The sequence below is a fragment of the Pseudomonas sp. S12(2018) genome (genome assembly GCF_024355235.1).
Classification (GTDB): domain Bacteria; phylum Pseudomonadota; class Gammaproteobacteria; order Pseudomonadales; family Pseudomonadaceae; genus Aquipseudomonas; species Aquipseudomonas palmensis.
On sequence record NZ_QLAD01000004.1, the window covers coordinates 409,090 to 420,192 of the forward strand.

Below are 11,103 nucleotides of genomic sequence, written 5' to 3' on the forward strand. Positions count from 1 at the left end.
AGCCAATCGGCCATCTTCGCCGAGGCCCGCGAAGCCTCGCAAGGGCGCACCACGTTTTTAAATGGCGCGACGGGAAACCAAACCTTCAGCGCGCGGTCTGAACAGCGCCAAAAAATCATCTTGCAGATCAAGTACCTGAGGTTCATATCATGCGTTTCACCCTGCCTACCCTCGCCCTGGGCATCCTGCTGCCCCTGACTGCCGTTGCCGGCGACGGCACCACCGCCATCGGTGGCGGGCTGGGCGGCGCACTGGGCAATGTGGTTGGCCAGCAGATCGGCGGCAGCACCGGCGCCGCCATCGGTGCCGGGCTGGGTGGCGCTGCAGGTAGCGCGGCCGGTGCGCGCAAGGGCAACCGCACCCAGGCCGCCGTGGGCGGTGGCCTGGGGTCGGCCGGCGGCTCGCTGATCGGCAATGCGCTGGGCGGCTCCACCGGTTCGACCGTCGGCGCCGGCCTGGGCGGCGCGGCCGGGGGCGCGGTGGGCAATCATCTGGCAGATGACAACAGGCACAGCGCCAGCAAGCACAAGCGCAAGCACCGCCACCGTTAAGTCGCCTGCCACTACGCAAACGTCCGGCCATGTGCCGGACGTTTGCGTTTTGCATTGCAGCACAGTCGCGGTCAAACCACGCTGTACCACAGCACAAATGCCGCCATTGCGATGCCCTGCACGATCAGCAACACCCGAGCACCATCAGGCCGGAACGCCAACAGCCAATAGGCAAACACCAGTGGCAGGCACAGCAGGTTGGTCAGTGCCAGCGCGAAGATCGCCAGCACCGGGCCCAGCGAGGGGAACATGCTGGCCGGGCTCAACAGGCAGTACAGGGAAGCACAGAGACCAACCGCCGCAATGATGACTGCACAGACAACGCAGAAACGACGCGCGACGTCGCGCTCATCCAGCTCCCCAACCATGCAGCACTCCCTTTACCCGATCCGATCGCACGGATCCTACCACTTTTGCTCCCTCGCGCCGGTGCCTGCAACTGTCGATCAGTCGCCGCGATGGGCGAGCGCCTGCAGCACCTGGTTCACCTTGAGGCTGGCGGTCTCCATGCTGTCCAGCGAGGCCACCACCGCGCTCCAGTCCTTGTGCTGCGCCTGGTGCAGCGCATGGCTGGCCGATTCGTGGCAGATACGGTGGGGGTCGTCGAGCTGGGCGAATGCCCGGTCGTGCTGGTAGATCTGCTGGGTTTCCGGCATCAGGTACCACTTGCCCAGGCGGCAATGCTTGTGGTCCGACAGCTCAAGGTTAGGGTCCTGACTGAACAGGCGCAGGTACACCATCAGTTTGAACAACAGGTGGTCGAGCTTGACCGCCTCGCAGAACGAACTGAGCGCCATGTTCTCGATCAGGGTGGTCATGTGGTCCCCCATCACCACCATTTCGTCCAGGGTCTGCGCCGAGGTCGACACGTCGCCAGCCAGGCGCGTGGCTTCATTGGAGAGGTTGCCGATCGAGTTGCTCGCCGCCGTGGTATCGACATTGATGGCGTCCACCAGCACGCTGATGTCCTGGGTGGCCTGGTGGGTGCGCTGGGCCAGGGCCCGTACCTCGTCGGCCACCACCGCAAACCCGCGCCCCTGCTCACCGGCCCGCGCCGCCTCGATGGCGGCGTTGAGTGCCAGCAGGTTGGTCTGGTCTGAAATGGCCTTGATCAAGCCCACGATGCTGCTGATTTCGCTGACCCGCGCCTGCAGGTGGGTCACGCTCTCGACACTGCTCACGCCTTGACCGGCCATGTGCGTGAGCGAGGTGGAGAACGACGAAAGCAGTTCGGACGTCTCGCTGAACACGCCGCTGTTGGCCTTGAGGTGGTCGACCTCCCCGCGCAGGGTTTCGGCCTGGCTGACCACCCCATCACGGGTCTGCTTCATCGACTCGTCGAACATGCCCATCTTGCTGTGCAGATCACATTGGTAACGGCTGTAGGCATTGAGCTCGGCCTGCTCACCCTGGGTTTGCGCCAGCAAATCGGTCAGTTGCTGGTTTTCCTGCTGGAGCGCCAGATTCTGCTGCTTCAGCTCCTGCAACTCACGCGCCTGTGCGCTGACCTGTTCTCGCCACTTTCTACCAAACATTGCCACAACTCCCCGGCACGCAACGCCTATCGATATGTGCCTCGATTTTAAAGGCGCAGCAGGGAGGCAACATTGACATCAATCAGCCATCATGCATGAATTGGCCCCTTGCGCACTGCCGCAGAGCGTCTGCATCGCATTTTTCGCGCCCTTGAAAATGCCCATGGCCATGGCACAGTGCGTGGGCTGCAGTGTTTTCTCTTCGTTGTCGCAGGTAGCTGTATGGACAAACTCACCACCTTTCGAATGGGCCTCACCCTGGCTGCCGTACTGGGCCTGATGCCCCTGACGCTGCTGTTCATTGCCGGGTGCATCGGTTTTTTCTTCCCGATGTTGGTCATCAGTGAGCAACCGCTGTTCGCGATACCCATAGCCATGGGCCTGATGTCGATTTCGTTGTTCGGCCTCTGGTCGTGCTGGAAGATCTACCTGCTGGCGATGGCTGAAATACCCGTGGTACCCAACCGCCGCCTGCTGATCTGCGGGGTGGCAGTCACACTGATATGGGGCGGCGTGCTGGCCGGCTTCACTCACAAGTTCCCGCAGTTCGTGTACATCTTCACGATGCCCGGCCTGCTATCGGCCGCCCTGTTGTGGCATACACTGCGGCGGGAACGGCAGGCGGGGTGACGCGCCCCTTCATCCCCCCTTGGTCATCGGCTTAGCGCTGGTCAGCCTCCAGCGACCTATCGGGCCTGCGCCGCTCGAGGGCGACCGCAAGCCCCGCCAGCAGAATGGCCAGCGTGTAGGCAAAAAGACCAAGGTTGACGCCCAGGATCATCTTCTCCGAACCGTCGGTGAGTACCATCGAGCCGCCGTAGCCATCGCGCAGCCAGTACGCCATCAGGAACCCGCCGGTGACGAACAGGGTCAGCAGGCTCGCCAGCCTCAGGTTATCGCGCCCCCACACCAGCCAGACGCTGTACGCACCAATGGCGGTATTGGTGAAGAGTTGCCAGGTTTCATGCAGGCGCGCGTGTGGCTCCCAGGCCTGATTGAAGACGTGGGTATCATTGATTTCGAGGATCGGTACCACGACGGCGTAAAACACGATACCAACGGTGACCATCAACTTCGCTATCATCGCAAACTTCCTTGTTCAGACCATGACGGGACTATTCGGCACTGTAGCGCCAAGTTGCGTATATCGCGACTTTTATGGATTCAGTGTCCCTGAAGTACACTTCGCGGCATCAAACCGACAAGGCGAGACCATGAGCTTATCCATCAGGCAGGCCCTGACAGAGGACATCCACCACCTGACAGGCATTGACGCTGTTGCACGCAACGATGAACGCCGCCGCGAGCAGCTTGCGCAGGCCATCCGCGCACGTGAGTGCTGGATTGCCTGCAAAGCGAACGACGCCGCCGCCCCCTTGGGTTATGGTTGCCTGGACCGAAGCTTTTTCGGTGAGTACTTCATTCCCCTGGTGGTCGTTTCAGATGCATCCAGGCGCACCGGTGTCGGCCGCCAGCTGATGACACACCTGGAGCGAGTCGCCTCGGCGCAGAAGGTTTTCACATCCACCAACACCTCCAACCTGCCGATGCGCCAACTCCTGGCACAGCTGGGCTATCAACACAGCGGGACAATCGAAAACCTCGACCCGGGCGACCCGGAACTGGTGTTCGTGAAGTTCATGCGTTGAGCGGGCTTGTCGCCAGGCTTCGACAGAACAGAAAAGGATTTCATCGATGGCATTTTCCCCGACAGAACGTACTGCCCTGCTGGCGCTCAAGGGCGTAGGCCCCACCGTCATCACCCGGCTCGAGCAGATGGGCATCGATTCCCTGGCCGAGCTGGGCAGATCGGATGTCACTGACATCCTTGCCCAGGCATCTGCCGCATTGGGCTCGACCTGCTGGAAGAACAGCCCCCAGGCCAGGGCCGCCATTACCGCAGCCGTGGACCTGGCCAGAGGGCTGGCCGACGGTGAGCCCGCGCGCTAGCGAACTCCCCATCGATGGCGGAACCGCCCGGCGCAGCACTGGCATCGCCCGGGCGAATCTTTCAAAACGAGACTCAGTGCAGGGTAATGAAAACCCTCACCCTGTAGTCTGCAGCGCTAACGCAACAATGATGCAACTACCAGGACCCGTGACCATGAAGTGCAAGTACCTGTTGCCCCTGGTGCTGCTGGCCGGCTGCACCACCCAGCCCAATCATCAGCCCAATCATCAAGGCATCGACTGGGGCCAGGGCACTTGCCCGGCCCCAGACCCGCAGAGCATCTCGCCCAACCACCAACTGGTGATCGAAGATGGCAAGACGCTCAAGTGCCAACTGCGCCCCTACGTGTCGAACATGGCATGCCAGGGCATCGTCGACAGCCAGAATGAAGGCGTCATCTGCCAGGACAACGTGGGCAACCAGATCATCTTTCTGTTCGACGACAAGGGCGTGCTGAGCCTGCATCGAAGCCTGAGATCACGCTAAGCCACCCGGTGCAATGGAACCGCAAATGACCGTATGGAACGCCCTGGGCGCCGCCCTGCTTGTCCTGGCCAGCAGCCACGCTGCGGCTGCCGAAAACGCCAATCCGTTCGACAAGGCGCTGATGTACACCACGTTCGTGCCGAGCATCCTGGTGGCGGGCACCACCGCGCTGACCTTCAATGCGCCCGATCTGTTCAAGTCGGCCAGAAGCGACGCGCTGGCCTTCGTTGGCTCGGATGGCCAGATACGCGGCGCACAGTTCGAGCAGGCGTCTCGGCATTATCGTGCGACCGCCCGGCCACCTTTGATGACAGATCGGCAGCTGGCTCAGGCGATCACAGCCACCTACTGACCAGGCGAGGGTTCAGGCACCGGACTCAGGATCGCTCGCAGGCACGTCGCGCGTCTCCTTTCTCCCATCGCCCTGCTCGCGCAATGGCGAGCCCGCATGCGGGTGGTCGTCGCGACTGTGGTTTCCTGCCTCGGGATGCTCGCTCAGTACCGAGTTGCCGGCCTCCACATCGGTCATGTCTTCTTCGACCGCCGCTTCGTCGTCAGGCGGCAGTGGCACCTCTGGCGCCTCGCGCCTTGGATCGTGACCGGTTTCGTTGTCGGTGGTGCGCGTAACGCCCTGCTGTGACCTGTTGCCAGGTGCGTTCTCGTCGATGTCCATGGTGCTTCTCCAGGCTGCTGCACGGGATGCCCGCGCATAAGCGTGAGAAGCCTCGCAGGGTGTGGGAGTGCCGGGCATTGGACGAACGGTGCGCACAAGCGCAGGGCACCGGCGCCCCCACCGCGCAGTACGGGCTAGAGTTCAGCGCTCGATCGAATGGAGTCAATGAGATGCAGGTACAAGGACGATGTGACGCTGCTTTTGAACCGGTCCGCCAAGCCTTCGCCGCCATCCTGGATGAGCCCCACGAGCGCGGTGGCGGTGTCTGCATACAGGTCGGCGGCAAGACCGTCGTAGACATCTGGGGCGGCGTGAAGGATGCGCACGGCCATGCCCCCTGGCAGCGCGATACCCTGGTCAACGCCTATTGCACCATCAAGCCGATCACCGCTGTGGCGGTACTCATGCTGGTGGAACGGGGCCGACTGGGTCTGGATGATCCCGTGGCCAAACACTGGCCTGAATTCGCTCGACACGGCAAAGAACGAATCACCCTTCGCCAGGTGTTGAGCCATACCAGCGGCTTGCCTGCGCTGCGCCTGCCGGATCGCACGCCCCACATGTACGACTGGAACCACATGGTCCAGGTGACAGCAGACGAACAGCCGTGGTGGTCGCCAGGCACACAGGTGGGGTACGGCGCGACCACCTATGGCTGGATCATCGGTGAGCTGATCCGCCGCGTGGACGGTCGCGACGCCGGGGTTTTCATACACCAGGAGATCCTCGAACCCCATGCGCTGGATGTGTTCCTGGGCGTGCCTGCCGATCAGTTCAAGCGTATCGCTCACTTCGAGCATGCGCCCGGCCGAGTAGGTGACCGGTTCGCACAGGACCTGCGCACCCTCATCCTCAATGAGCCTGCGCATGTGGCGACCCTGGCATTCACCAACCCCAGCCTTTCACCCACCCGTACGGGTAATCCGCACTGGTGGGGCTACCACCAGCCGGGCGTCTGCAGCCATGGCAACGCCCATGGCCTGGCGGGCTTCTACAGTGCCCTGCTGCAAGGCAAGTTGTTGGGGCCACAACTGTTGAAGGCGTTCGGCACAGAGCAAAGTGCAGGGTTCGACCAGACCCTGCGGCGCCCCATGCGCTATGGCCTGGGTTGCATGATGGAACATTCCGCCGACCCTGACGCGTCCTATTGCATGGGGCCGCAGGCATTCGGTCATGTTGGGCTGGGCGGGCCGGTGGCGTTCGCAGACCCAGACCGGGAGATGAGCTTTGGTTTCGTGACCACCACCATGGGCAGCCATGTGCTGATGGACCCTCGCGCCAGAACGCTTGCGGCACTTGCCTTCGCAGCGGTTGAGTGACGCATCGTGCCAGCGCTTACCGGGCGCTGGCGTTTCAGTCCTGATCGGCCAGTTCGCAGACGCCATTCGCACGATTCTTGCCGGTGTACGACACATCCGGCGAGCCGTCGGGCCTGATGGTGAGCGACACGGTTATCCCGCTGCCCTTGGCTTCGAAATAGTTGTCGTTGAATTTCTTCAACGTGGCCTCTTTGCCATTGATATAGATCGGCCCGCCTTCATCGGCGTGAACCTCGATGTTGCCTGGGCAGGTGGCGTTAAGCAGCGGGATGTCCGCATGGGCAATGCCGGCAGCGCTCACCAGCAAGGCGCCCAACAGTAGCTGTTTCATCGAATTGTCTCCTGAGTCGGCCAGGTGCCGAAACATCAGCAATAGCTCACTTCAACGGTGCACGCCACCCTGGTGCAGGGGCGGATGAATCGAATGCGCTACCACAGCGATGGATTCAAGATGAAAAGAGCCCCTCTCGGTCAACCAGCAAAGTGGCTGCAAGCAAAATGCCACCAAGTGCAAGAATGTTCGGAGCTGTTTTAAAATGCGCACTTTGTCATTTCAAAGGAATGAACTAGTGGTAAGTCACAATGCCGTCGCGTGCCCACACTGTCACGGGCAAAATGTTCAACTGCTGTCCGTTATCCATGCCGCAGGCACCTCCCGCATCAAAACCACTCATCAAGTGCAATCCGGAGTAGGGCCAAGTGTTACGGTCGAGACGACGGGTAAACATCAGACTGACCTGGCCGCCAGCGTCTCTCCCCCACCAGGCAAACGCTTGCTGGGGCCCGTCATACTTACGATCGTGGGCTCCATCATCCTGTATGACGGCCTTAAACTCATGAACACCTGGTGGGGAGTCGATTGGACCAGGTTCTTCATTGGCGTTGCGTTCATTGCAATCGGCGTGATCGGTTTTGTTCGTCATTGGCGGTTCAACGTCGCGCAATACGACAAGTTGGAAGTCTGGCGCCGTAGTTGGCTGTGTCATGCTTGCGGCACCCGATTTGAGCCCTCATAACGTGTGAGGTCACTGTCCCGACGCGTACTTGAGCCCGTCTAGCGCGGGCTTTTTTTGAGCCATTTTTCTGCATGAGCATAATTTAAGAGCCGCCAGCTTCTGGTTGTACTCGTCGAGGCTCATGCCGCAGGCGCTGTCACCGTACTGGTTGGCCAGGTTCAGCTTTTGCTGGTTGATCCGGTCGGCGATGGTGGCGGCATCGGTCTGCTCATCACGCCCCTGGACATTGAAATAATGGTGGGTTGCCGGTATTGGTGAACATCAAGTCATCCGCAAGGCAAATCATGCAGCTAACGTTCCGACATCTCAGCGATGTTTCAACCGATGACATCATGGCGCTTAACAACAATCCAGATGTCTTACGCCAGATGCCCTTGGGCCGCCCCGACTTTGACGAAAAAAAATGCAAGGTATGGGTCGCCCAAAAAGAGGCCCAATGGGTCCTTAACGGATATGGGCCCTGGGCTTTCTTCGTCGAGAATGAATTTGCCGGTTGGGGTGGGCTACAGAAAGAGGGCGACGACGCCGATCTTGCCTTGGTGCTCCATCCACACTACTGGGGATTGGGAAAGGTAATTTTCAATGAAATCGTACGGCGCGCTGTTCAGGAGTTGAGGCTGGAGTCGATTACCCTACTGCTTCCACCAACCAGAGTTCGAATCAAAGGTGTACTGCGCCTAGGGTTTCGCCCTGACGGAGAAGTTGATATCGACGGTACGTACTTCAGGCGCTATCGGCTCCTTGTCGGTCCAAGCGCACAGCACCCGTAACCCTTCAACTCGCATCCAGAGGAGCAAGCGCGCCGCCTGTAAAGCCTGATGCGAGCTTCTAATAGATCGAGCTTAATCCAGCACTCCATTTATCACTTCGTAGATGATGCCAGTGGCAATAGCAACGAGAATCAAGTCTGTGCCAGCTTGTTGCCACTCATAGCCATCGTAGCGCGGTAGATGGCCGATAAGTCTTGCGTCGAGCTTTTTCGCGATGCCAGGAGGGAGCGGTTTTCCTCGTGCCAAGTTCTTCTGGATGCCAGGCGGTAGTGCTGGGCCTGGGGCCCAATAATTGTGGTAACTGTTCAGAACGTTCAGGACGCTGCCACGATCAATGTTCGGGCCGTGGTCCCAGTCATTTTGCCCTGAACGCGTTCCCTTAGCCCCGCTCCCCTGGTTGCCGTGGCCTTGAGCATTGTGAGCGTTACCCTTTCCGTTGCCTTGCCCTTTTCCATTACCGGGGTCAGCGCATGCGCCGACCGAGCCTGTAACTAAAACAAGGCTTGATAGCACTGAGATCAACGTTTTCGATTTGAGCATGGCCGTACTCTCAGAAAGGGGATAGCCCCTCCAATGTAGACGACGCTGTATGAAAAGGTTCATTCACCCCCATGCCGCATCCGGCCACGGAGGGCCACCAGAGTCACCATCTGCCTGCCAGGTAGAACATGCCTCCTGCAAACACAGTCAAGATGATGCCGTCCAGTACATCGCCAAATGCGGCGTTATCTGAGCGCCATGCTTCGAGCTGTGCGGCCAGAAAGAAGACCGCGATGAACAAGACGACGCCCGCGATGCGCCGCTGAACCTTGAACCTGGCTTTGTCGGTTCCGAACCACAGCATTCACGCCTCCTTCAGTAATCCATCCATAACCGCACGATAACTTGCGTAGGCGCTCAGGTCACGAAGGGCGGCGCATGCCGCCGCGAAGCATTACGTCTTGCCCCACCTGAATGCGCTCCCGCATTGACCCTGTTCCGACCGGTTGATGTTGATATTTGGGCCTCACTACACGGTGCAGGTGCTCGATGAAGATCGACCCGCGACCTTCGCCGAATTTATCAAGGCCGGGGACTACGGCCTGATGGAAAGCTTCACTGCGCACAAGCGCACCCTGAACCAGTTCAGGCGCTACACCGGTCGAGCAGAGGGTTTGTCGATCAGCTTCGAGCCTCACTTGCTCGGCTCCAAGATTGAGTTCGACCAGGACAGCAGCAGCCTGACTATCCGCAACCTGCCAACGCAGCTTACTGATCAACTGAAGCGCCGCGCGGCCTGCCCCTTCGGCGCCGCCCGCCAGTGCCTCAGCGCTTGTCATGGAGCTCGGGAGGCCAAGCGCTCATGAACCACATCATTCCGGGAATCATCACGTAGATCCAGTGCTTGCCAGGGTAAACGCAGATGCCGACAGTCCAGATGACGAGCAACGTACCGCCCGCTCGCCGACGCCGCCGCGGCGTGAACCATTCCTGAAATGCCTTATGCTTTTCCCGCAGTTTCACTACCACTCTCCCTGTTTGGTAAGCGGCGAAGCATAACACCAGCAGCGCTGCCCGCCAGCGCCTTCCCCCCATACGAAAACGCCGCCTGATGAGGCGGCGCTGACTGTAACGGACGTTACCAGGTCTTTGGCTCTGACTTTTTGTACGAGCCACCAGTCATGCACTTCTCGACCAAGTCTTCGCGAGCCTTGTTGTCTGGAGGCGACTTCAGGTAGTTGGGCTGGCAGTGTTCAGTAGTCGGCTCGTAAGCGGCAGTATCTACGGCGTCTTCTTTGCAGCCAGCCGAAATGGCTGCAGAGGCTGCTAAGAGGGAAAGAAAGAAGACGGATTGGCAACTGACCCAGGCGTGCAGCGTAAAGCGCCAAGAACAGTTATCCGGCGGACAAGAGTCGCGGTCGGAAAAACAACCAACGATGTGCACTCGGCCTGTCGCCAGTAGCGAGGCCGGGATGATTTCACCGACTGCCCTTGGAAACAGGGCCAGACGGGAAATCAACAGGAGGGTCGCCATCATGAAGTAGGACGAAGTGCCTCACCCAGCCATGGGATTTGGCAGCACCTGGCCGCTACAGAGCCAGGCGCTGGCAGGCCGAGAGAATAGCCTGCCCGGAGCGCGCTGGAGCCACCAGCCCCGATAGCCAGTAGGTCTTCGGACGGTCCTGAATCCGTCGCGGTCGATGGCAACGACGCCGGAAACGTAACCGGCCCAATCACCTGGTACTCCCCAGCACCAGGCTGCATTGGTCGTGACGCTCGCCCTCCCCCTGGCCCGGGAGTTTTGCGGCGGCGAGCGTTACGACCAATGCAGCCACCCACCGAGGCAAATCATGGAATCGACAATCGTCAGCGGCCAGTGGAAAGGTCACCTCGGGCGCGGCCTGGCCCCGCGCGAGCTTCAGTGCCTGCTCGCTGTTGCCCAGGGCATGACCGCGAAAGAGATCGCCCGCTCGATCGACATTGCACCGGGCACCGTCGCGAAGCGGTTGTCGGCGGCGATGTTCAAGCTTGGTGTACAGCGCCGCGCCGCGATGGTCGCCGAGGCCATGAAACGCCAGATCATCAGCCCGATGTGCTTTGTGCTTGTCGCGCTGATCGCGATGCACTCACTTGCTGCCGGCGGCGGTGACCCGATGCGGCGCGACCGCCGAGCCCCTGAGCGACGCATCGCCCAAGTTCGCGTGCTGCGCCGCGCCGAGAGCGTGGAACTGCACTCATAGGTGGCCACTGCCTTCCCAGTGGCGAACAACGGAGGATGCCGCCATGTAACCGCCAGCCCTTGCCGGACCGCCACATGCGGCA

General features: G+C 60.5%; 17 protein-coding genes and 2 pseudogenes. 10 read left to right on the forward strand and 9 right to left on the reverse strand.

The annotated features are described in order from the left end of the window. Positions 1 to 149 precede the first annotated feature (149 nt). Positions 150 to 551, forward strand: coding sequence for a glycine zipper domain-containing protein (locus DN388_RS12185; RefSeq protein ID WP_043861716.1), 402 nt, complete (start codon positions 150 to 152; stop codon positions 549 to 551). Between the two features lie 71 nt (positions 552 to 622). Here DN388_RS12185 and DN388_RS12190 read toward each other — a convergent pair whose 3' ends face one another. Together DN388_RS12190 and DN388_RS25360 are read right to left on the reverse strand one after the other, a co-directional pair. Next, positions 623 to 919, reverse strand: a complete 297-nt coding sequence (locus tag DN388_RS12190; RefSeq protein WP_043861715.1) for a hypothetical protein — start codon at positions 917 to 919, stop codon at positions 623 to 625. 78 nt (positions 920 to 997) lie between these two features. Further along, positions 998 to 2,086, reverse strand: a complete 1,089-nt coding sequence (locus DN388_RS25360; RefSeq protein ID WP_303627083.1) for a methyl-accepting chemotaxis protein — start codon at positions 2,084 to 2,086, stop codon at positions 998 to 1,000. Between the two features lie 108 nt (positions 2,087 to 2,194). On the opposite strand from DN388_RS25360, the gene DN388_RS12205 reads away from it, so the two are divergent. Then, positions 2,195 to 2,716 carry a hypothetical protein gene (locus tag DN388_RS12205; RefSeq protein WP_254999946.1) on the forward strand — a complete coding sequence of 174 codons (522 nt, stop codon included), beginning with the start codon at positions 2,195 to 2,197 and terminating at the stop codon, positions 2,714 to 2,716. Positions 2,717 to 2,747: 31 nt separating this feature from the next. Here DN388_RS12205 and DN388_RS12210 read toward each other — a convergent pair whose 3' ends face one another. After that, positions 2,748 to 3,170: a hypothetical protein gene (locus DN388_RS12210; protein WP_213607339.1), complete on the reverse strand. Its 423-nt coding sequence runs from the start codon at positions 3,168 to 3,170 to the stop codon at positions 2,748 to 2,750. Between the two features lie 130 nt (positions 3,171 to 3,300). Between DN388_RS12210 and DN388_RS12215 the strand changes: the two genes are divergently transcribed. The 4 genes from DN388_RS12215 (at position 3,301) to DN388_RS12230 (ending at position 4,875) form a co-directional block, all read left to right on the forward strand. Further along, positions 3,301 to 3,735, forward strand: coding sequence for a GNAT family N-acetyltransferase (locus DN388_RS12215; protein ID WP_213607338.1), 435 nt, complete (start codon positions 3,301 to 3,303; stop codon positions 3,733 to 3,735). A gap of 46 nt (positions 3,736 to 3,781) precedes the next feature. Continuing rightward, a complete protein-coding gene (locus DN388_RS12220) occupies positions 3,782 to 4,036 on the forward strand; it encodes a hypothetical protein (RefSeq protein WP_054914290.1) in 255 nt (84 codons plus the stop codon). Positions 4,037 to 4,190: 154 nt separating this feature from the next. Beyond that, complete coding sequence (locus tag DN388_RS12225) at positions 4,191 to 4,523, forward strand: hypothetical protein (protein WP_043861710.1); 333 nt, start codon at positions 4,191 to 4,193, stop codon at positions 4,521 to 4,523. Between the two features lie 25 nt (positions 4,524 to 4,548). Continuing rightward, positions 4,549 to 4,875, forward strand: coding sequence for a DUF2388 domain-containing protein (locus DN388_RS12230; RefSeq protein WP_043861709.1), 327 nt, complete (start codon positions 4,549 to 4,551; stop codon positions 4,873 to 4,875). 129 nt (positions 4,876 to 5,004) lie between these two features. Here DN388_RS12230 and DN388_RS25410 read toward each other — a convergent pair. Beyond that, positions 5,005 to 5,196, reverse strand: a pseudogene (locus tag DN388_RS25410) (hypothetical protein); the annotation flags it as partial. A 170-nt stretch (positions 5,197 to 5,366) separates the two neighbouring features. Here DN388_RS25410 and DN388_RS12240 point away from each other — a divergent pair. Continuing rightward, positions 5,367 to 6,515: a serine hydrolase domain-containing protein gene (locus DN388_RS12240; RefSeq protein ID WP_254999947.1), complete on the forward strand. Its 1,149-nt coding sequence runs from the start codon at positions 5,367 to 5,369 to the stop codon at positions 6,513 to 6,515. Between the two features lie 34 nt (positions 6,516 to 6,549). On the opposite strand, the gene DN388_RS12245 is transcribed toward DN388_RS12240, so the two are convergent. Beyond that, on the reverse strand, positions 6,550 to 6,846 hold the full coding sequence (locus DN388_RS12245) for a hypothetical protein (RefSeq protein WP_043861706.1): 297 nt from the start codon (positions 6,844 to 6,846) through the stop codon (positions 6,550 to 6,552). 235 nt (positions 6,847 to 7,081) lie between these two features. Further along, positions 7,082 to 7,501, reverse strand: a complete 420-nt coding sequence (locus DN388_RS12250; RefSeq protein ID WP_143516626.1) for a hypothetical protein — start codon at positions 7,499 to 7,501, stop codon at positions 7,082 to 7,084. A gap of 314 nt (positions 7,502 to 7,815) precedes the next feature. Here DN388_RS12250 and DN388_RS12255 point away from each other — a divergent pair, with 314 nt between their 5' ends. Next, positions 7,816 to 8,301 (forward strand): GNAT family N-acetyltransferase, encoded by a 486-nt coding sequence (locus DN388_RS12255; protein WP_058540376.1) that lies wholly within the window; start codon positions 7,816 to 7,818, stop codon positions 8,299 to 8,301. Between the two features lie 72 nt (positions 8,302 to 8,373). Here DN388_RS12255 and DN388_RS12260 read toward each other — a convergent pair whose 3' ends face one another. Beyond that, on the reverse strand, positions 8,374 to 8,841 hold the full coding sequence (locus DN388_RS12260) for an anti-virulence regulator CigR family protein (protein ID WP_082405690.1): 468 nt from the start codon (positions 8,839 to 8,841) through the stop codon (positions 8,374 to 8,376). Positions 8,842 to 8,944: 103 nt separating this feature from the next. Continuing rightward, positions 8,945 to 9,145: a hypothetical protein gene (locus DN388_RS12265; RefSeq protein ID WP_043861703.1), complete on the reverse strand. Its 201-nt coding sequence runs from the start codon at positions 9,143 to 9,145 to the stop codon at positions 8,945 to 8,947. 175 nt (positions 9,146 to 9,320) lie between these two features. Here DN388_RS12265 and DN388_RS12270 point away from each other — a divergent pair. Next, positions 9,321 to 9,647, forward strand: a pseudogene (locus DN388_RS12270) (nucleoid-associated protein); the annotation flags it as partial. A gap of 272 nt (positions 9,648 to 9,919) precedes the next feature. On the opposite strand, the gene trbK reads toward DN388_RS12270, so the two are convergent. Next, a complete protein-coding gene (trbK, locus tag DN388_RS12275) occupies positions 9,920 to 10,318 on the reverse strand; it encodes an entry exclusion lipoprotein TrbK (RefSeq protein ID WP_369682777.1) in 399 nt (132 codons plus the stop codon). Positions 10,319 to 10,631: 313 nt separating this feature from the next. On the opposite strand from trbK, the gene DN388_RS12280 reads away from it, so the two are divergent. Next, entirely contained in the window at positions 10,632 to 11,021 is a 390-nt protein-coding gene (locus tag DN388_RS12280; RefSeq protein ID WP_254999952.1) for a response regulator transcription factor, read from the forward strand. The last annotated feature ends 82 nt before the right edge of the window (positions 11,022 to 11,103 follow it).